This window comes from Psychrobacillus sp. 05T411, from assembly GCF_056396485.1.
Genome location: NZ_JBFTLO010000001.1, coordinates 264,684 through 283,498, shown reverse-complemented (window position 1 = coordinate 283,498; position 18,815 = coordinate 264,684). Strand labels below are relative to the sequence as shown.

At 37.6% G+C, this 18,815-nt stretch carries 21 protein-coding genes and 1 other annotated feature; of the genes, 16 read left to right on the top strand and 5 right to left on the bottom strand.

What is annotated here, in order from left to right; translation table 11 throughout:
- The first annotated feature begins 285 nt into the window (after positions 1-285).
- Complete coding sequence (locus AC1DFT_RS01390) at positions 286-1,701, top strand: YfcC family protein (protein ID WP_477916903.1); 1,416 nt, start codon at positions 286-288, stop codon at positions 1,699-1,701.
- Between the two features lie 199 nt (positions 1,702-1,900).
- On the opposite strand, the gene AC1DFT_RS01385 is transcribed toward AC1DFT_RS01390, so the two are convergent.
- On the bottom strand, positions 1,901-2,710 hold the full coding sequence (locus AC1DFT_RS01385) for an AAA family ATPase (protein WP_477916901.1): 810 nt from the start codon (positions 2,708-2,710) through the stop codon (positions 1,901-1,903).
- Between the two features lie 178 nt (positions 2,711-2,888).
- On the opposite strand from AC1DFT_RS01385, the gene AC1DFT_RS01380 reads away from it, so the two are divergent.
- Positions 2,889-3,122: a hypothetical protein gene (locus AC1DFT_RS01380; RefSeq protein WP_477916900.1), complete on the top strand. Its 234-nt coding sequence runs from the start codon at positions 2,889-2,891 to the stop codon at positions 3,120-3,122.
- Between the two features lie 193 nt (positions 3,123-3,315).
- A complete protein-coding gene (locus tag AC1DFT_RS01375; RefSeq protein WP_477916898.1) occupies positions 3,316-3,756 on the top strand; it encodes a CoxG family protein in 441 nt (146 codons plus the stop codon).
- Positions 3,757-3,907: 151 nt separating this feature from the next.
- On the opposite strand, the gene cyoE is transcribed toward AC1DFT_RS01375, so the two are convergent.
- On the bottom strand, positions 3,908-4,804 hold the full coding sequence (cyoE, locus tag AC1DFT_RS01370; protein WP_477916897.1) for a heme o synthase: 897 nt from the start codon (positions 4,802-4,804) through the stop codon (positions 3,908-3,910).
- A gap of 291 nt (positions 4,805-5,095) precedes the next feature.
- Between cyoE and AC1DFT_RS01365 the strand changes: the two genes are divergently transcribed.
- On the top strand, positions 5,096-6,556 hold the full coding sequence (locus AC1DFT_RS01365) for a WD40/YVTN/BNR-like repeat-containing protein (protein WP_477916895.1): 1,461 nt from the start codon (positions 5,096-5,098) through the stop codon (positions 6,554-6,556).
- Between the two features lie 103 nt (positions 6,557-6,659).
- Here the strand turns inward: AC1DFT_RS01365 and AC1DFT_RS01360 are convergent, their stop codons facing one another.
- On the bottom strand, positions 6,660-6,845 hold the full coding sequence (locus AC1DFT_RS01360) for a hypothetical protein (protein ID WP_477916893.1): 186 nt from the start codon (positions 6,843-6,845) through the stop codon (positions 6,660-6,662).
- Between the two features lie 272 nt (positions 6,846-7,117).
- On the opposite strand from AC1DFT_RS01360, the gene AC1DFT_RS01355 reads away from it, so the two are divergent.
- A complete protein-coding gene (locus AC1DFT_RS01355) occupies positions 7,118-7,558 on the top strand; it encodes a cell wall hydrolase (protein WP_477916891.1) in 441 nt (146 codons plus the stop codon).
- Between the two features lie 185 nt (positions 7,559-7,743).
- Here AC1DFT_RS01355 and prli42 read toward each other — a convergent pair whose 3' ends face one another.
- Entirely contained in the window at positions 7,744-7,842 is a 99-nt protein-coding gene (prli42, locus tag AC1DFT_RS01350) for a stressosome-associated protein Prli42 (protein ID WP_402827344.1), read from the bottom strand.
- A 127-nt stretch (positions 7,843-7,969) separates the two neighbouring features.
- Between prli42 and mce the strand changes: the two genes are divergently transcribed.
- The 9 genes from mce (at position 7,970) to rnz (ending at position 15,667) form a co-directional block, all read left to right on the top strand.
- The gene (gene mce, locus AC1DFT_RS01345) at positions 7,970-8,380 is read left to right on the top strand and encodes a methylmalonyl-CoA epimerase (protein WP_477916888.1); all 411 of its coding nucleotides are present in this window, start codon (positions 7,970-7,972) and stop codon (positions 8,378-8,380) included.
- Positions 8,381-8,384: 4 nt separating this feature from the next.
- Positions 8,385-9,932: an acyl-CoA carboxylase subunit beta gene (locus AC1DFT_RS01340; RefSeq protein ID WP_477916973.1), complete on the top strand. Its 1,548-nt coding sequence runs from the start codon at positions 8,385-8,387 to the stop codon at positions 9,930-9,932.
- Between the two features lie 15 nt (positions 9,933-9,947).
- A complete protein-coding gene (locus AC1DFT_RS01335) occupies positions 9,948-11,060 on the top strand; it encodes a M20/M25/M40 family metallo-hydrolase (RefSeq protein ID WP_477916886.1) in 1,113 nt (370 codons plus the stop codon).
- 21 nt (positions 11,061-11,081) lie between these two features.
- On the top strand, positions 11,082-11,567 hold the full coding sequence (locus tag AC1DFT_RS01330; RefSeq protein ID WP_477916884.1) for a chemotaxis protein CheW: 486 nt from the start codon (positions 11,082-11,084) through the stop codon (positions 11,565-11,567).
- 239 nt (positions 11,568-11,806) lie between these two features.
- Entirely contained in the window at positions 11,807-13,051 is a 1,245-nt protein-coding gene (locus AC1DFT_RS01325; protein ID WP_477916883.1) for a DNA polymerase IV, read from the top strand.
- 108 nt (positions 13,052-13,159) lie between these two features.
- Complete coding sequence (locus AC1DFT_RS01320) at positions 13,160-13,447, top strand: metal-sensing transcriptional repressor (RefSeq protein WP_477916971.1); 288 nt, start codon at positions 13,160-13,162, stop codon at positions 13,445-13,447.
- A 17-nt stretch (positions 13,448-13,464) separates the two neighbouring features.
- Positions 13,465-13,671 carry a copper chaperone CopZ gene (gene copZ / locus AC1DFT_RS01315; protein ID WP_477916881.1) on the top strand — a complete coding sequence of 69 codons (207 nt, stop codon included), beginning with the start codon at positions 13,465-13,467 and terminating at the stop codon, positions 13,669-13,671.
- 218 nt (positions 13,672-13,889) lie between these two features.
- Positions 13,890-14,465: a YdhK family protein gene (locus AC1DFT_RS01310; RefSeq protein ID WP_477916879.1), complete on the top strand. Its 576-nt coding sequence runs from the start codon at positions 13,890-13,892 to the stop codon at positions 14,463-14,465.
- A 254-nt stretch (positions 14,466-14,719) separates the two neighbouring features.
- Positions 14,720-15,667: a ribonuclease Z gene (gene rnz, locus AC1DFT_RS01305; RefSeq protein ID WP_477916878.1), complete on the top strand. Its 948-nt coding sequence runs from the start codon at positions 14,720-14,722 to the stop codon at positions 15,665-15,667.
- Positions 15,668-15,904: 237 nt separating this feature from the next.
- Here rnz and proC read toward each other — a convergent pair whose 3' ends face one another.
- Positions 15,905-16,717 (bottom strand): pyrroline-5-carboxylate reductase, encoded by an 813-nt coding sequence (gene proC, locus AC1DFT_RS01300; RefSeq protein ID WP_477916876.1) that lies wholly within the window; start codon positions 16,715-16,717, stop codon positions 15,905-15,907.
- A gap of 49 nt (positions 16,718-16,766) precedes the next feature.
- Positions 16,767-16,980: a binding site (T-box leader), on the bottom strand.
- Positions 16,981-17,100: 120 nt separating this feature from the next.
- Here proC and AC1DFT_RS01295 point away from each other — a divergent pair.
- Positions 17,101-18,042, top strand: a complete 942-nt coding sequence (locus AC1DFT_RS01295) for an MBL fold metallo-hydrolase (protein ID WP_477916874.1) — start codon at positions 17,101-17,103, stop codon at positions 18,040-18,042.
- On the top strand, positions 18,029-18,781 hold the full coding sequence (locus tag AC1DFT_RS01290) for an SDR family NAD(P)-dependent oxidoreductase (RefSeq protein ID WP_477916872.1): 753 nt from the start codon (positions 18,029-18,031) through the stop codon (positions 18,779-18,781). The genes AC1DFT_RS01295 and AC1DFT_RS01290 overlap by 14 nt, the downstream gene beginning before the upstream one ends.
- Positions 18,782-18,815 lie beyond the last annotated feature (34 nt).

Below are 18,815 nucleotides of genomic sequence, written 5' to 3'. Positions count from 1 at the left end.
TAATCTGAAAGAGTCAGCATTTTTTAACGCTAAATTATTTTAAAAGCTTGAATTCACGTAATTCACAGATAATAATGGACAGTTGGTTGTGCAGTGTTAACAAATCGAAATTTTTCATTGTATGTCATTAACAATGGCACTACATTTAATTGGCTATAAGGTCTAGCGACACAAGCGTGATAAGCTTGTATAATAGGCATTTAATACAGGCTACTACTTTAAAATGGTTGATAATAAAATAATCAATCCATTGGTCTGTATAAATAAACTTACTGGAGGTTTCAAATGGAAAAGGAAAAAAATATAAAAAAGAAGAAGTTTCAACTTCCGCATATTTATGTCATCCTATTTACATTCAGTGCACTTGCGGCCATTTCGACTTACTTTATTCCAGCTGGTCAATTTGAACGTGTGCCAGGTCCTGACGGAAGAACAGCGATTGATCCGAACTCATTTTCATATGTAGAATCTGCACCAATTGGTATAGTAGATTTCCTTACTGTTATTCCGCGTGGACTGATTGATGCTGGGGAAATTGTATTTTTCACGTTTATTATCGGCGGTATGTTTATGGTGCTGAAGACAACTGGAATAATTGAGATAGTTGTGGATAGGCTGGCCAACCGTTTTGCGAAAAAGAGTATATTACTTATTCCAATTTTAACCACGGTATTTGCGATTGGAGCAACTTTAATCGGAACCCCTGAACTTTCGCTAGTATACATACCTGTTATTATGCCATTAATCATTGCCTTAGGATACGATTCCATTGTGGCTGCCGCGATTGCACTTGTCGGTACGGTAGTCGGCTTTACTACAGGAGTTTTAAACCCGATCAACGTCGGATTATCGCAAAAAATTGTAGGTATTCCGGTTTTTTCGGGATTGGAATTGCGTCTAATTCTTTTTATTGTTTGTATTTCGGTTGGAATCTTTTTCATCATGCGCTATGCAAAAAAGGTGCAGAAGAATCCTTTAAACAGCTATGTTTATGAAGATGACCAAGAAAAAAGAGAACTTTACAAGCAGAAAGAAAAAATTCAAGCGAAAAGTATGAACACAAGACAAAAATATGCTTCGGTTGTTGCTCTTCTTTTCCTTGGAATGTTAGTGTATGGTGTGCTACAACTTGGATGGTTCATGGTAGAGATGGCCGGTCTGTTTATCTTTATGGGAATCGTAGTTGGACTGATTGCCGGACTGAACGCTACCCAGATTTCTAATGCCTTTACGGAAGGATTCCGTGATGTGCTCATGGGAGCGATTATTATTGGTCTTGCCCGTTCTGTTGCTGTTGTGCTGGAAGACGGTCAAATTATGGATACGATTGTTTACAGCTTGGGCTCACTGGTGGGAGAGATGCCATCTGTCCTTGGTGCAGTAGGAATGTATCTGGTACAGCTGACTATTAACTTTATTATCCCGTCCGGAAGTGGACAAGCCTTAGTAACCATGCCGATTATGGGGCCGCTTGCAGACATTATCGGTGTGACCAGACAGACAGCTGTGCTTGCCTTCCAGCTCGGAGATGGCTTTGCCCATATTCTATTCCCGACTTCTGGTTACTTTATGGCTGCACTTGTTATCGCCGGCGTATCTTGGCAAAAATGGATTCGTTTCTACATACCACTATTCCTTGTATTTTCAGGAATTGGAATTGTTACTTTAGTTATCACTCAGTTGATACAATACACAGGCTGAGCGAATTTGATATGAAAATGAAATAAAGCTGGTACAAAATATAGATGAAGAGATGTAAATCTGAACAATAAATACGTAAAGATAATTGTTCAATTATCCTCTTTATAAGAATGTTTTGTGCCAGCTTCTTTGGTTGTTCGCTTTTGGTATGCCTGTTTTATGATATGCGTTCTGAAGTGCCCAAAGATATTTCTGTAGATTATTCAAATTCATTCTTACGATTTTTGAAAAAGTCGTAGAAAAATTTTACATTTTCAAGTTCAGTCCATAAATATGTTCTCAAAAGGGGAGCGTCAAGATTATAAATCTTTGCATCTAGTGTCCCCAACATAAATGGAGAGTGTGTCGCTATAATAAACTGACAGTTAAAGAACCTGGCTAGTTTATTGATTTCTTCCGCCAACTGAATTTGGTTTGTAGGTGAAAGAGAAGTTTCAGGTTCATCGAGCAGATATAATCCATTTGGAACAAGATGCTCATCAAATATTTGAATGGATGTCTCTCCATTAGAATACTTCTCATTGGAAAACTTCATAATCTCGATTTGTTTGTGCATCTCCGAAGAATGTTTCAACTTTTCCAAATGTTCTTTAGCATACCCCAATTTAGAGTGTTGGTACAAGTAACCTTCCTTAAGAACTGCCTCCTGCTGAATCTTCTTGATCTCATATAAAATATCTTCACTTTTGATGTACAAACTATTGTGCGGTATTCGATCTGACTCCCCGTCACTCATATTTTCACCTAGGTCGTATGAACAATCGGATATGTATTCTAACGGGTATTTGTTAAAGCTATTATTTGTAATTTCCTCAGACCCTGTAACATTCAGCTTGTTTGCTATTAAATTTAACAGCGTCGACTTGCCGGAACCGTTGTTACCATACAAAACTGTAATGTTATTAAAGACAAACACTTCTCCGGTCATTTTTCTAAACACATTGTATGGATAGGCATTTGGATTCTTGACTGTATGAGGGCTAAGTTTGAAGCTTTTTAAATATATCATATGGGTAGACCTACCTTTTGGAAAAATCAATAGATATAATCAATACTAACCTCATTTTACCACGTCTTCAGATAAATAGAGTAAAGGTTGGATTTATGTTGTTTGGCAACGCTTTTTCTTCTAACGAGGCTAGTTAGTGGAACTTGAGTAAAAAATTGTCGTAAAGGAGAATTATATAATGAGAAAACGGGTTTTTTCGATTACGGTATTTTTATTAAGTTTCTTTTCCTTACTTATTTCGCTTAGATTATTTTGGAATTTAGGTATTTTTGTTGACGAGTATGGTTTAAGTCCCGATATTGTAAATGGCGGCGAATTTTGGCTTACAATGGATTGGTTAAGATTATTATTGCTGTTTCTGCTATGTGTAGTATCTGCTATTAGTATTTTTAGTACTAAGCACAATAAGTGAAATTGGATTTAAAATACATTCCTTATTCAACCCAAAAAACAGATAGATGAGGATTAAAAGTTTCGGTTTTTCAAATAATCAAGTGATGAATAGCAGGAAAGTTATGTATAATGGGTAATGTAAGTTTTTCCTGAGTATGTAATAATATCTTTGTAGTAAAGTAAATTTATTCGTAGTGAAAGTGGGGATCATCATGGCAACAGGAACACATACAGTAGAAATTCCAGTAGATGTACAAGCGGTTTGGGATTATGTCAGTGATCTTGAAAGATGGGCAACGACAGTACCGGCCTACAAAGAACATGAAATCATCAATGACAAGCAATCTATTTGGACATTTGAAGGTAACGTGAAAGGTATTAAAAAAACAATACAAGCACAGGTAGATATTACCGAATGGAATGAACCTTCCAATATTACGTTTGAACTAAAAGGTTTAACCGATAATTTTACAGGAAGCGGTCACTTTACAGCAGCAGAAGTTGATGGTAAAACGACAATGACCTGTACAGTGGAAGTGCATGCAGGCGGATTATCAGGTGCCATGTTAACGCCAATTATTAAATGGGCTGTTCCAAAAGTTGCATCTCGTTTAACAGAATCTATCGCACGTAAAATTGCAGTATTCTCCTAGTTTTAAAAGAGGGAGTCGCTTTATAACAATAAAAATACCAAATCACATGATGATTTGGTATTTTTATTTGCTAAATAACGTTTTTACTTATTGCGTTATTTTACTTTTTCTAGTTGTTTTCAGATAATATGGTGTTCAAGCCTACCTGTCATTAAAATGCTTGTAAAATTAGGCCGATTGCAGAGTAAATAATGACCGTAAAGTAAATAACAATCATATGCACTAAGGAGAATACAAACATTTTATTGGACCAGTCTTTTATATCCATACTGCGCGAGCCGAATAAGCTTAACCCCAACCAAAATAGACCCAAGACAAGTGAAACCAAAGTTAGACCTAAACTTAGCGGTAAAAATAAAAAGCTAGATAGCACCAATAAAATTAAATAAAAGTTAGTTTGGATATAGGTCCGTTTTCGATCTTTTACAACAGGTAGCATCGGAATTTTTGCTGCAGCATAATCATCTTTCTTACGAATGGCAATAGCATAAAAGTGAGGCATTTGCCATATGACCATTATTAAAAATAACGCCCAACATGCAGGATGCCAAATATTTGGAGCGACCGCTGCCCAACCGATTAAAGGAGGCATGGCACCCGAGATACTTCCAACTTCCGTATTCCAAATGGTATAGCGTTTTGTCCACATTGTATAAGGCACTACGTAGAAAAATACGCCTAAAAACCCAAGTAAAGATGCTAAAGGAGAAGCCAAATACAATAATATTAGTCCAATTACTAATAATAAAATGGCAACTATTAATACTTTCTTAATCGAAATTGCGCCTGTTACAGTTGGGCGAACTTTTGTACGGGCCATTATGGCGTCAATATCGCGATCGTAAATGTTATTGAACGAACCAGCCGCTGCAATAACGGCTGCGGTTCCTAAAAATGCAAAAACTATATTCCAAATATTATCTGCAAAGCTGTATTGATATGTAAATAAAGCGAGCATTAATCCTGCGACCATCGGAATTAGATTTGACTTGATGATCCCTGTTTTAACTACTTGCGCCCATAAGGTCTTTTGTGATTGGTTATTCATTTGATTTGATAGCTCCTTATTTAAACACTTAAACTAATATAACCTAATTGATTAACAAAGTTCCATTATATCATTCTTAAATGACAATCACTTTTGAACATTTTAAGTCAATTACTAAATAAGTAATAAAATGACAGCCTACACGGTCTTTAAATTTACAGAAATCATAAATCCCGCAAAGATTTGGGCAGCTGATTAAAAAGGGGATATATCGAGGTATTTACTCCATTCTAAATAGACATATAAATTTTTTAGTTATTATGTCAATTTAGCTATGGGATGGTGCTCATTTTGAATTTCTTGAAAAAAATCTCCTATTTGTTCGTAATTTTTTTTGTTTTTGTTAATTTGAATGGTTATGAAATAAACGCTGCGGATGAGGAAACTACCCTTAAAGAAGCGATTGATATAGGATTCCAGCGAGCCAAAGAATGGAATGCAAACGCAACACTTACAAGCGCAAACAGTGTGGATGAAACGATGGGTGGCTCGAGGGGAGAATCAGGGGAACGCTTTAGTTGGTTTGTACATTTTATGGTTCCAGGTACAGATGAGCATTTACTAATTGGTATCTCAGAAAAGAAAATTACCGTGTTTGAATCGTTCGAGCAATCTCAGGTTGCTACAATTCAATACGATGAGATCAAATTGGATAGCCCGGATGTTCTCCAACTAGCAAAGGATAAATATGGGCTAAAAAAAGGAAAAGATTGGGCAACAGGATATCATTTTACGCTGGATAACATTGATGGTAGACCCACTCTAACAGTAATTGGAAATGATCAAGAAAACCGATTTACGCGGATTTCATTCAATGCTAGAAACGGAGATATAGTCAGTGCCATTCATAAATTACCATACGGTGGAGGATTACTATCCAAACATATTGGTATCGAAAACCTAACTAAAAAAGGGATGGCGATTACAGGCGTTGTCTCTGGAGCCGAAAAATTAGTTATATGGGGAGACAAAAAGCCAACCCAATTTAGTACAACCAAGCAACCTTTCATTGAATGGAGTCATAACAATGGGGAAAAATGGACAAAACTACGGGTTAATAATTATGTGACACAAGCTTGGTTGGGTAAGAGTGATCAATTATTTGTAGCTACAGAAAAAGAATTATGGGCAGGTATAACATCCCAAAGTAAAGGAAGGAAAATTCTTTCATTAGACCATCCGATTGAGACCATCGATTATTCCATCAACAATCACATAGCCGTACTATCAAATGGCACTATTTTTTATACAGCAGATCAAGGGGAAAGTTGGGAAAAAGCTATTGTTCCTAGCCCGTTTCATGTGATTCAAATATCGGATAAAGGTGATTTGTTAGAACTCACAGAAGAAAGAAAGCTTCTGCAAAAGACAACTGATGGTTGGAACGAAATCGCAATTCCGAATAGTAATGATCTACCGATGGATATGAAGGTGATTAATAATAGGCTATTCATTAGCACACGAAGTGGTATTTGGACCCGAGACCTTCAAGAGAAAAATTGGAGAAAAATTGAAATGGATGAAATGGTAGTTGGTTTTATTAAAAAAGGGGAGAAATTATTCGGATACACCCATAGAAGAGAAGCTATCTATTCCATCCGTACGGAAGATGAAAGCAAATCTGAAAAAGTGTTTGAAGCGAATGATAGTATCGTTTGGGATGTGGATATGATGGGAGATACGTTATGGGTTGCAACTGTACCAAATTATTTATGGGAAGAAATAGTAGATGGTCACCCACACAATAAATAATAATGTGAATTATTCCGAAAGTAAACTAAACAATTACTGAATAGGGTATGTATGTTCGTGAAAATCAAAAAGACTCAGAGGGAAATCTGGGTCTTTTTGATTTTCATTTACTCAGTAGTGCTACTATTCCTTTAAAAATTAGGACAAAAGAGAATACTAAAATAGCTAAAATACCAATTATGTTAGTAAATGGCTCAAGACTTTCCAAGAAAGTACCTGTTAATGGAACCTTTAATAATGCAAAACCAGCTAAAATACTAGCCAACATTAAAAGAATAAACCGATCCATTCAGTTACGCCTCCTCTCCTTACATTATATGAATGAGTCAAAGAAAAGTTGAATCAGCTGCATCACACAATGGGAAGGTCATTTCTAGCGTTAAATCCTCGGAACTTCTATCATGTTTGATCTATTGAAATCAACCCATTCACCATAGATGTATTGTTTCGTATAATCAAACACTTTTTTAAATAGTGGTAAACATATGGAGAATTAAGGATATTTTAAAAAGAATGACTCCAAATTAAGTTTCTTTCATACAATATAGGTGAGGTGAAAAAATGCCAAGAATAAGATACAAAGATTCAGATATTGACTTAATGGCCAGAATGATGAGGGCTGAAGCGGAAGCTGAAGGAAAGCAAGGAATGTTATACGTTGGGAATGTAATAGTTAATCGCGTGCAAGCCGATTGTACAGACTTCAGAGATTTAAGGTCAATTCCGGATGTCATCTATCATGTTCAGGGAGGAAATTATTCTTTTGAAGCTGTTCAGAAAGGTAATTTATTTTATGAAAGAGCAAGAGGTGTAGAAAAAAAACTAGCCAAACAGGCTTTGGATTATTGGCGAGACCACCCTGCAAAATATGCGCTTTGGTATTTTAATCCATATGGTCCCTGCCCACCAACATGGTACGATCAACCTTTTACAGGTCAATATAAACAACATTGTTTTTATGAACCAGCACCTGGTACATGTGATAGTATTTATAGGGGTTAGATTGTATAAGAGATATTAGTTTTTTGGGGGGGGGGTAATTTGTGCTCCGAATGAAAGGTTTTTCGTTGAAGGTACTAGTACCCGTCTTTATTTTTATGTATCCATTTTGTATGCAATTGAAATTAAAGTAGAATATATATTGAAAAAACAGCGGAAGCACGCAAGCTTCCGCTGTTTTTTATCCTTTATTGCAGGACGAAGCTTAATCCGAATAATAAGGAAGACATAACCATTACAAAAATCATTAAGTAGACAACAATTTTACGGAATTTTTGATTGCGCATGAAATTCTCTCCTTTAGTATGTACTACTATTTTAACAAAAACGAAAAAAATGACAAGAGGTAGCCATTTTTTTTGGAAATCTGTACAATAGAATAGAGAATAGTCAAACAGTAAGGGGTGTGCAACAATGGAAAAAGTCGATCATATTGGAATTGCTGTAAAAAATATTGAAGATTCCCTTCCGTATTACACAGAAATATTAGGTTTGAAACTAATACATATTGAAGAAGTTCCTTCTGAAAAAGTGCGAGTTGCTTTTATCGATAGTGGTAATGTAAAACTAGAATTACTTCAACCTATCGACGAAACTAGTGCGGTTCATACTTTCATTGAGAAAAAAGGAGAAGGCATCCATCATGTTGCCTTCGGTGTAACAAATATTCAAGAACGTTTAAATGAGCTGAAAGAAAAAGGGGTAAGGCTCATTCAAGAAACGCCAAAAGTTGGTGCGGGTGGAGCGCAAGTGGCATTCATTCATCCAAAATCGTCTGGCGGGGTTTTATATGAGCTTTGTGATAAAACAGGGGGAGCGAAGTAAGCATATGGATATTTATGAGAAAATCAATGATTTATATGACCGTAAGCGCAAAATCGAATTAGGTGGCGGAGACGAGCGTATCGAAAAGCAACATGAAAAAGGGAAGCTTACTGCCCGTGAACGAATTGAGTTACTTGTGGATAAAGGATCATTTGTCGAGTTAAATCCATTTATACAACATCGTACCGCTGACTTTGGGATGGACAAGCAAGAAGGACCTGGTGACGGGGTGGTCACAGGGTATGGGAAAGTGAATGGTAGACCAATTTATCTGTTTTCGCAGGATTTCACTGTGTTTGGAGGTGCTCTTGGTGAAATGCATGCGATGAAAATAGCAAACGTGATGGATTTAGCTGCTAAAAATGGTGCGCCGTTTATCGGCTTAAATGATTCGGGCGGTGCTCGTATTCAAGAAGGGGTTGTTTCCCTGGATGGATACGGACAAATTTTTTATCGAAATGCGATTTACTCCGGAGTTATTCCACAAATTTCAGTTATTTTAGGACCTTGTGCTGGGGGAGCAGTGTATTCACCTGCAATTACCGATTTCGTTTTTATGACGGATGAGACGAGTCAAATGTTTATCACAGGACCAAAAGTAATTGAAACAGTTACCGGTGAAAAGATTTCTGCAGAAGACTTAGGCGGATCAAAAGTACATAACACCATTAGTGGAAACGCCCACTTCCGTGGTAAAACGGAGGAAGAAGTGCTAGAAAGTGTTCGTTTACTACTAAGTTATCTACCTCAAAACTTCGAAGAAAAACCGGAGATTGCAGATGTAGTAGCAGAAAATGATGACCGTCCAGATTTAGCAGATATCGTGCCATTTGAAGCAGTTCGTCCTTACGATATTCGCAAAGTGATTGAACAAGTAGTCGACGCCGATTCTTTTTTAGAAGTACAAAAAGAGTTTGCTAAAAATATTGTTATTGGTTTAGCACGTATTAAAGGGGAAGTTGTTGGACTCGTTTGTAACCAGCCAAAAGTAATGGCGGGCGGACTGGATATCGACTCAAGTGATAAAGCAGCTCGCTTCATTCGTTTTTGTGATGCCTTTAATATTCCAATCATTACATTTGAAGATGTGACCGGCTTCTTCCCAGGTATTAAGCAAGAGCACGGCGGAATTATTCGTCACGGGGCGAAGATTTTATTTGCCTATTCGGAAGCAACAGTTCCAAAAATGACGGTTATTTTACGAAAAGCATACGGCGGGGCTTATGTTGCATTAAACTCCAAATCAATCGGTGCAGATGTAGTGTTTGCATGGCCAAATGCGGAAATTGCAGTAATGGGGCCACAGGGAGCGGCGAATATTATTTTTGCACGTGAAATTGCAAATAGCGAAGACCCTGAAAAAGTACGTGCAGAGAAAATTGAAGAATACCGTGAAAAATTCGCAAACCCGTATGTAGCAGCTTCGATGGGGATGGTAGACGATGTCATCGATCCTCGTGAAACACGTATTAAGTTAATACAAGCATTAGATATGATGCGCAATAAAAAAGAAACAAGACCAAATAAAAAACATGGAAATATTCCATTATAAAGGAGTCTCCACAAGATGAACCGTCTATTAGAAGAATTTTTTGAATTAGTAAAAATAGATTCCGAAACAAAGCATGAACAAGTAATCGCGCCAATTTTAACAAATAAATTAGAGCAATTAGGTTTTTCTGTTATCGAAGACGATTCTGCAGAAAGAACGGGACATGGCGCAGGGAACTTAATAGCCACTTTAAAAGGAACTAAAGCAGATGTGGATGCCATTTATTTCACTGTTCATATGGATACAGTTGTTCCAGGGAAAGGTATCCAACCTATTCTAAAAGAAGATGGCTATATTTACTCAGATGGCACTACTATTTTAGGAGCGGATGATAAAGCGGGTATTGCTGCATTGTTTGAAGCTATTCGTCGTGTGAACGAGCAGGAGATACCACACGGTGACATCCAAGTCGTGATTACAGCTGGAGAAGAAAGTGGTCTAGTTGGAGCAAAAGAATTGGACTCTTCCCTACTTACAGCTAAATACGGCTATGCAATTGATAGTGATGGTCCTGTAGGCGGGATCGTAACTGCCGCTCCGTTCCAGTCTAAACTGTGGACGACAATTACTGGAAAAACAGCACATGCAGGAGTTGCACCTGAAAAGGGGATTTCTGCTATTACATTAGCTTCTAAGGCAATTTCTGCGATGAAATTAGGTCGTATTGATGCAGAAACGACTGCCAATATTGGTCGCTTTGAAGGTGGCCAAGCAACGAATATCGTATGCGATGAAGTGCATATTTTATCGGAAGCACGTTCTCTCAATCAAGAAAAGTTAGCAGCACAAGTGGCACATATGGTAGCTACTTTCTCAGAAATAGCAGAAAAACTAGGCGGTACAGCTAAAACGGAAACGGAATTAATGTATCCTGGCTTCCATTTTGAAGAAGACCACGAAGTAGTACAAGTAGCGAAAAAAGCAGTTGAAAAAATCGGTCGAACTGCCGATATAAAAAGAAGCGGCGGAGGCAGTGATGCAAATGTCATTGCTGGATTTGGGATTCCAACGGTTATATTATCCGTAGGTTATGAGGAAATTCATACGACAAATGAACGCATGCCAGTAGTAGAGCTCGAAAAATTAGCTGATTTACTTGTAGAGATTGTAAAAGTAGCAGCAGAATAATGTAACAGGAGGCGCTGTTTATTGTCTAGTGAAAAAGTAGTTGTTTTTCAATGCGGAAATGAAGAATACGCGGTTCCAATTGAACATGTCGTATCGATCGAAAAATTGGAACAAGTTAATCCAATTCCACATTTACCGAATTATTTAATCGGACTAATGAAGATTCGTGGAGAACTAGTTCCAATTATCGACTTCGAAGAAATCTTATATCATTGTAGTGGTGTAAATTATGAGAATGCTCGTGTTGTGACAATGCATACACAAGATATGTCCATCGGTATTCTAGTGAAAGAAGCAAAAGAGATTCTAGATATTGCAACCGATGATTTAAAGCAAATCGGTCTTGTAAATTATACAAAGACGCAATATTTTACGGCGGTTGCCAATTTAGAAAACCGAATGATTACCATCGTCGATCCGTCTATTTTAGTTCGTTCTTTAGAAGGAATTAAAGATATTCAATCGTATTTGGAAAATGTGAAGAAGGAAGAACAAGGTAGCTATTAATAGCTACCTCTTTTTATACGAAAAAATTGCTAAAAAACGGAAAATGGCAACTGATAGTGAAGTTAAAGCAATCATTCAATAGACTAGAGCAACCAATTAATAAATCAAAGCAACCAGCCCGTTGACGAAAGCAATTAGACACTATATTGAATAAGATCCAAATGGAAAACGTCTCTCTCAATGGTTCAGATATCGTAAATATTGCTATAATAGAGTAATACAAAGTGGAGGTGAGGTCTGTGCAGCGTAAGCCGAGAATAATATTTCATCTAGATATGAATAGTTTCTATGCTTCTGTCGAACAAGCACATGATCCTTCATTAAAAGGTAAAGCGATTGCAGTTGCAGGAGATCCCAAACAAAGACGTGGAATTTTAGTTACTTGTTCATATGAAGCACGTGCTAAAGGTGTGTATACCACAATGTCTGTTTGGGAGGCAAAAAGAAAATGTCCGGAGCTGATTTTATTGCCACCGAATTTTGAACGGTATCGTGCTGCATCGAAAGCGATGTTTGATATACTGCGTTCGTATACCCCATTTGTGGAACCGGTGTCCATTGACGAAGGATATATGGACGTGAGTGACGTAGAAATGGGACAAGATGCGGTTGCTTTTGCGGAATCCATTCAACTGCGAATAATTCGAGAACTGGATTTGCCAAGCTCCATTGGAATAGCTCCGAATAAGTTTTTGGCAAAAACCGCATCAAATATGAAAAAACCAATGGGAATTACCGTTTTGCGTAAACGAGAAGTGGCAGAAAAACTTTGGCCACTTCCAGTTATCGAAATGCATGGGGTTGGAGAAAGCACATCCAAAAAGTTTGCAGAATTCGGTATACATACAATAGGAGACTTGGCCAATGCATCTCCTGGACTGTTAAAAGAGAAACTGGGAAAAGTAGGAGTACGACTTTCCGAGCGTGCAAATGGAATCGATCAAAGAAGAGTGGATCCAGAATCGGTTTTCGATACCAAAAGTGTTGGAAACTCTACTACGCTTCCGTATGACGTAACAGATGTGGAGGAAATTGAAAAAGTACTACGCCTACTTTCGAAAAAAGTAGCAGCTAGACTTGAGTCAAAAAATTTGGCTGGTCGCTCGATCACGATTCATATTCGAGACGCTAATTGGAAGAATAAAACTAGAAGCAAAACTGTCACGAATCGACTATTTGAAGAAAAAGAAATTTTCCGACTTGCGACCACATTGTTCCATGCTACTTGGAAAGAGGAACCAATCCGATTACTCGGAGTTACGGTAAACAATGTATACGATAAAGGTGAATCGGTGGAACAGCTATCTATCTTTAATTTTGAAGCGCATGCAAAAGAAGAACCTATTTTAAAACTTGTCGAACAGTTACAAACTAAGTTCGGAAAAGATACAATTAAACGAGGAATTAAAGTAAAAAAGAAGCCTTCGTTAGAATCTAAAACGAGTTTTAGTAAAGACTTTTTAGATGATCACGAAAAAAAATAAACAAATTCATTTAACTTTACATACCCTACTAGGGTACTGTATTATAAAAAGGAATAGGAGGTTAGATACTTGGACAATATTACAGAAGATAATACAGTCCCAACTGACATGTCTTGTCGGAAAAGTCATCATCCTGAACATGTAAAAAAGGATTTAACAAACCGCTTAAACCGAATAGAAGGTCAAGTCCGCGGTATAAAGGGAATGGTAGATAAAGACGTCTATTGTGACGATATAATTACCCAACTTTCTGCTACCCAATCTGCTTTAAACAGCGTAGCAAAAGTTCTTTTACAAGGGCATTTAAAAGGTTGCGTAGTAGATAGATTAGCGGAAGGCGACGATGAGGTACTAGACGAATTACTAGTAACCATTCAAAAATTAATGAGAAAATAAAAGGAGTAGTGATACAGATGGAAAATATAACATTGAATGTACAAGGAATGTCGTGCGGTCACTGTGTAAGTTCTGTTGAAGGTAGTGTTGGAAAATTAAATGGTGTGGAACAAGTAAAAGTGCATTTAGAATCTGGAAAAGTAGATGTATCGTTTGATAAGGATAAAGTAACACTGAACGAAATTAAAGAAACAATAGATGATCAAGGATACGATGTGGTATAGGGTGCTTTTTTAGCWCTCTTTTTCTCACAAAAATATACCCCCTAGTCGTATGGTTGAGAAGATGAAAATGAATGGCAATGAACAAAAAGAAGCAAGTTTGTAAATTACATAAATGACTTGCATAGCCTGTGCATTTAGAATAGAAAAAGGGTTACTAAACCGTTCATGACTAAAGTCACGAGGTTCTAGTGAGTAAAACAAAATTAGGGAGGATTACGATGAAAAAAGAATTAGTCATTAGTATTGTAAGTTTGTTTGCAGTATTTACATTAACAGCTTGTGGATCAAATACGACTGACAACGAAAAAAAAGATATGAATTCAAGCACCGAAGAAAACATGAACATGGATCATTCGACGATGAATCATTCTAGTTCAGGGGAAGTACCGGAAGGTTTGAAAGTTGCAGAAAGTCCTACTTACCCAGTAGGAAGTCAAGCAATTATCGAAACGGATCATATGGTAGGGATGAAGGGAGCAGTAGCAACAATTGTGGGTGCCTACGATACAACAGTTTATACGATATCCTATACACCGACTACAGCTGGAGAAAAAGTGACAAATCATAAATGGGTTATTCAAGAAGAAATCAAAGATGCAGATGATAAAACCTTAGAACCAGGATCAAAAGTTACTTTAGAAGCTAATCATATGGAAGGGATGCAAGGTGCAACTGCGGAAATAGATTCAGCTGAAAAAACGACGGTTTATATGGTTGATTACACGCCAACGACTGGTGGGGAAAAAGTGACGAATCATAAATGGGTAACAGAAAGTGAATTGTCATCTAAATGATTGAATTTAGAATTTGAAATAGGCTACTGCAAAAGTTAAACTAATTGACTTTGTAGTAGCCTTTACCAGTTTAGATGCCAAACTATACTTTATGTATATAGTAATCCCCCAGTCGTTTTTCTTACGGTAATCTGTTGCAAGACATGTTTCGAAAAGGTACTATTAAAGGAATAAAAGTTAAAAGAAAGCCACATTTGATTCAAAGTGGGTATTCGTTACGATTTTTTCGGTTGATGATGAAAGCAGGTGAATGGATGCAATTATTATTTTTAGGTACAGGTGCAGGAATGCCTTCCAAACAACGCAATACGACTGCCACTGTATTAAAATTACTCGATGAACGGGGAACATTTTGGATGTTTGATTGTGGAGAGGCAACGCAACATCAAATCCTACATACTACGCTAAAACCGCGTAAATTAGAAAAGTTATTTATTACGCATTTACATGGAGATCATATATATGGGCTGCCTGGTTTGCTTGGCTCCCGATCCTTTTTAGGTGGAGATGAAGCCTTAACAATTTACGGACCAGCTGGTATTAAAGCATGGATCGAATTGACGCTTTCTACATCGAAAACGCATATCAAATATGCACTTGACATTATCGAAATCGAAGAAGGCATTATTTTTGAAGATAATCAGTTTATCGTTGAAGCAAAATTGCTAGAGCATGTCATCCCTTGTTTTGGTTATAAGGTGACTCAAAAAGCTCTTCCTCCTGAACTTTTGATTGAAAACACAGATGCGTTAGGAGTACCAAGGGGACCGTTGTTAAAGCAATTAAAAGAAGGACATGACGTAGAGTTAGCCGATGGAAGCATTGTGAAAAGCGTCGATGTAACTGGGGAGCCAAAAGAAGGATTCCAAGTGACCATTCTAGGTGATACCAAGTTTTGCGAGAACGCTATACTGTTAAGTAAGCAAGCTGATATTGTCGTGCATGAAGGCACATTCGATCAAGAAACGAAAGAATTGGCAGGTTTGTATGGTCATTCGACTATAGTTGATGCAGCAAATGTATGTAAAGAAGCTGAGGCAAAGCACTTAATAGTCAATCATATAAGTGCAAGATTTATGCCATCTGATATTAAAGACATGATTGCTCAAGTAAAGCATTATGATTTTCCGATTTATGTTGCGGCTGATTTTGCTGAGTATGATTGGTCAAATGGTCAATTAAAGATGATTCCGAGGGAGTAGTTCCACTCGGAATCTTTTTATTTTTTTCAATTAGGACTAAAAAAAGCGTTGCAATTGGTCCAATTATCAGTGATAAAAGGAAAAGTGTACCCCAACCGACAAAATAGGAATTATCCATTCGATAGTGCACGCCTTTCTGGATGTTTGGTTGCTTTAATGGAAGAAATGGTTGCTTCAAGATCTCACTTGGTTGCTCTTCCATACCTATTGGTTTCCCTTAGACAATTTATTCCACTTTTATTCGTACTGCTTTCCAAGTACACGGGATTTGTTTTGTGCCGCATCAATACATGCAAATATCGCTTCATTTACTTTATGCTGCACAAGTTGTTCAACACCTGCTTCTGTTGTGCCGCCCGGGCTTGTTACTTTTCTTCGAAGTTCCGATGGTTCGACGTCGCCTTTTTTCAGCATTTGAGCCGCACCTTCCATCGTTTGGATGAATAATTGTCGTGCATCTCCAGAAGATAATCCGTGCTCTACCGCTGCTGCTTCAAACTGTTCCGCAAAATAGTATAAATAAGCAGGGCCGCTACCAGCAAGTGCCGTCACTACATGTAAATCTTCTTCGTCCACTACTTTTACGGAACCAATTGCTTCTAAAATGTCGATAATTTCCAGTTTAGATTCTTCAGAAACAAGGTCATTCCAGCTAACAGCCGACGCACTTAATCCAACAGCTGCCGAAGTATTTGGCATAACCCGGGCAATAGGACGAGTTCCTAGATGGGTGGCGATTGTTTGGATGGATACACCTGCAATCACGGAAATGATCGTAGCTCCTTCATTTAAATAAGTTGCAATTTCTTCAAATGCATCAATGGCATCTTTTGGTTTCATTGCCAAAACGATGATGTCTGCCTCGGTTATTGCTTTTTTCTCTTCGCACACGATTTGTACGTTATAGGTTTGTTTCAAATGCTCCAGTTGATCGATATCTGATTTATTGGTCACATGAATTTGCGTTGGAAGAACTTTCTCCTCTTTTGTTAAGCCATTAATAATTGCTTCCGCCATTGCTCCGGCTCCGATAAATACGATCTTCGACATGTACAATTCACTCCTTTTGGTCATATAAAAAAGCGCTCCCGTCCCTATAAATAAGGACGAAAACGCTTGTCTCCGCGGTACCACCTAAATTTGCCGAAAAAAATCGGCACAACTTACTCCTCCTTATCGCGGGAGGCACGACTATGTTTACATAGTAGCTCCGAAGTAGGTTCGATTTATGAGCGGGAGGTGAAACTTGCAGCGGATCATTTCACTCTCTAGTACTCCATCATAAATGTACTATTCTTCATCTTGGCTTTTATATTCTGAATTACTGAAATTATATGTGTGTTCGGATAAAAAGTCAACTTCATTTTCGTGACGTCTCATGGAAAAAGCTGTACAATGTAATGAACAGTCATTCATAAAAGGGGATTAGAGTTATGATACATAAAATTAATGTACCAACTCCGTTTGCAGTAGGGGATGTTAATAGTTATTTATTAAAAGGGGATACATTAACGTTAATAGATGTAGGACCAAAAACGGAAGAAGCACGGGTTGCACTTTTGGCAGGGATAAAAAAAGCGGGCTATGCACCAACAGATATCGAGCAAGTGCTTTTAACACATCATCATCCAGATCATTCTGGTTGGGTAGAGGCTTTTGACAAAGCTACGACACTAGGTCATGCATATAATCAACCTTGGGTAACAAAAGATGAAGATTTCTTCCGTTTTCATGATGAATTTTATTTGCAATGTTTACTAGAAGAAGGAGTACCAGAAAGTTATTTACATTGGGTCGAAAAGATGAAAAGGCCGCTTCATTTTATAGGGAATCGTCCATTAGAAACAATCTTAAAAGATGGTGATGTGATACCTGGGCATCCTGAATTTACTGTGCTGGAAACTTTAGGTCATGCGCAAAGTCATCTATCCTTTTGGAACGAGAAGGAAAGAGTTTTAATCGGTGGGGATTTAATCATAGAGAAGGTATCCTCCAACCCACTAATTGAACCACCGTTAAATAAAGGAAAACGGACTAAATCAATGTTACAATACAATGCCTCCTTAAAGCGAATTCAAGAACTACTAGTAGAGAAAGTATATAGTGGGCATGGCGACGAAGTCTACAATGTATATGATCTAATAACAATTAGACTTGAAAAGCAAAAAGAACGAGCGATTAAAGTTTTAGATATGATGAAAAATGGAGAGAAAACAATTTTTGAACTTACGCAAGAGCTATTTCCAAAAGTATACGAAAAAGAATTAGGTTTAACGCTTTCCGAAACAATTGGGCAAGTCGATTATTTAATGGAAAACGGCTTTATAACGGAGCGTCGAAATGAGAAAGGGATTTTGTTGTATGAGCAAGCTTAAGAAAATATGTATTACCGGCGCTACGAGTGGCGTCGGGCTTTTGCTTGCCAAAAAACTTCACGCACAAGGACATGAAGTATGGGCAACTGGAAGAAATGAGCAAGCATTAGAAGAATTAAAACGGGTAGGTATACATACAATACAGGCCGACTTAACTGTAGACCAATCGTTTGACGAATTGTTCCAAGAAATGGGCACACCTGACATACTAATCCTATGTGCTGGTGTAGGAACGTTTGCATATGTGACGGATTTAGAAGAAAGAGCAATGGATCAAATGATGCAAGTGAATGTACTTGCACCGATGAAACTGACTAAATTTTTTGCATCGAAAATGAAAAAAAGAAGGACTGGGCATATTATTTTTATTGCTTCACAAGCAGGAAAGGTTGCGACTCCAAAAGCGTCTGTCTATGCAGCTACCAAACATGCCATTGTTGGATTTGCAAATGCTGTGCGAATGGAACTAAAGCAATTCGGCATTATTGTTTCGACGATCAATCCTGGACCAATCGATACTCCGTTTCTAGACTTAGCTGACCAAACTGGTAGCTATAGAGAAAAGTTAAACAAACATCTTTTGTCTCCAGAAAAAGTGGTCCAAGCTATCGTGAAAGCAATCGAGCACCCAGTTCGAGAAGTGGATTTGCCTGGGTATATGCGATTTACGAGCAAACTTTATGCAGTATTTCCTAAGACTGTTGAAACATTAGGTAAACGTTTTTTTAATCAAAAATAGCAACTAATCATTTTATTAATAAGTACCACCTTCC

What these genes read in the sequence shown, in the direction of transcription:
- AC1DFT_RS01310 (WP_477916879.1), top strand. Translation starts at nt 13,890, where the DNA reads ATGAAAAAAGAATTAGTCATTAGTATTGTAAGTTTGTTTGCAGTATTT.
- rnz (WP_477916878.1), top strand. Translation starts at nt 14,720, where the DNA reads ATGCAATTATTATTTTTAGGTACAGGTGCAGGAATGCCTTCCAAACAA.
- AC1DFT_RS01375 (WP_477916898.1), top strand. Translation starts at nt 3,316, where the DNA reads ATGGCAACAGGAACACATACAGTAGAAATTCCAGTAGATGTACAAGCG.
- AC1DFT_RS01295 (WP_477916874.1), top strand. Translation starts at nt 17,101, where the DNA reads ATGATACATAAAATTAATGTACCAACTCCGTTTGCAGTAGGGGATGTT.
- AC1DFT_RS01380 (WP_477916900.1), top strand. Translation starts at nt 2,889, where the DNA reads ATGAGAAAACGGGTTTTTTCGATTACGGTATTTTTATTAAGTTTCTTT.
- AC1DFT_RS01320 (WP_477916971.1), top strand. Translation starts at nt 13,160, where the DNA reads ATGTCTTGTCGGAAAAGTCATCATCCTGAACATGTAAAAAAGGATTTA.
- AC1DFT_RS01385 (WP_477916901.1), bottom strand. Translation starts at nt 2,710, where the DNA reads ATGATATATTTAAAAAGCTTCAAACTTAGCCCTCATACAGTCAAGAAT.
- AC1DFT_RS01290 (WP_477916872.1), top strand. Translation starts at nt 18,029, where the DNA reads ATGAGCAAGCTTAAGAAAATATGTATTACCGGCGCTACGAGTGGCGTC.
- cyoE (WP_477916897.1), bottom strand. Translation starts at nt 4,804, where the DNA reads ATGAATAACCAATCACAAAAGACCTTATGGGCGCAAGTAGTTAAAACA.
- AC1DFT_RS01335 (WP_477916886.1), top strand. Translation starts at nt 9,948, where the DNA reads ATGAACCGTCTATTAGAAGAATTTTTTGAATTAGTAAAAATAGATTCC.
- mce (WP_477916888.1), top strand. Translation starts at nt 7,970, where the DNA reads ATGGAAAAAGTCGATCATATTGGAATTGCTGTAAAAAATATTGAAGAT.
- AC1DFT_RS01355 (WP_477916891.1), top strand. Translation starts at nt 7,118, where the DNA reads ATGCCAAGAATAAGATACAAAGATTCAGATATTGACTTAATGGCCAGA.
- AC1DFT_RS01360 (WP_477916893.1), bottom strand. Translation starts at nt 6,845, where the DNA reads ATGGATCGGTTTATTCTTTTAATGTTGGCTAGTATTTTAGCTGGTTTT.
- copZ (WP_477916881.1), top strand. Translation starts at nt 13,465, where the DNA reads ATGGAAAATATAACATTGAATGTACAAGGAATGTCGTGCGGTCACTGT.
- prli42 (WP_402827344.1), bottom strand. Translation starts at nt 7,842, where the DNA reads ATGCGCAATCAAAAATTCCGTAAAATTGTTGTCTACTTAATGATTTTT.
- proC (WP_477916876.1), bottom strand. Translation starts at nt 16,717, where the DNA reads ATGTCGAAGATCGTATTTATCGGAGCCGGAGCAATGGCGGAAGCAATT.
- AC1DFT_RS01390 (WP_477916903.1), top strand. Translation starts at nt 286, where the DNA reads ATGGAAAAGGAAAAAAATATAAAAAAGAAGAAGTTTCAACTTCCGCAT.
- AC1DFT_RS01340 (WP_477916973.1), top strand. Translation starts at nt 8,385, where the DNA reads ATGGATATTTATGAGAAAATCAATGATTTATATGACCGTAAGCGCAAA.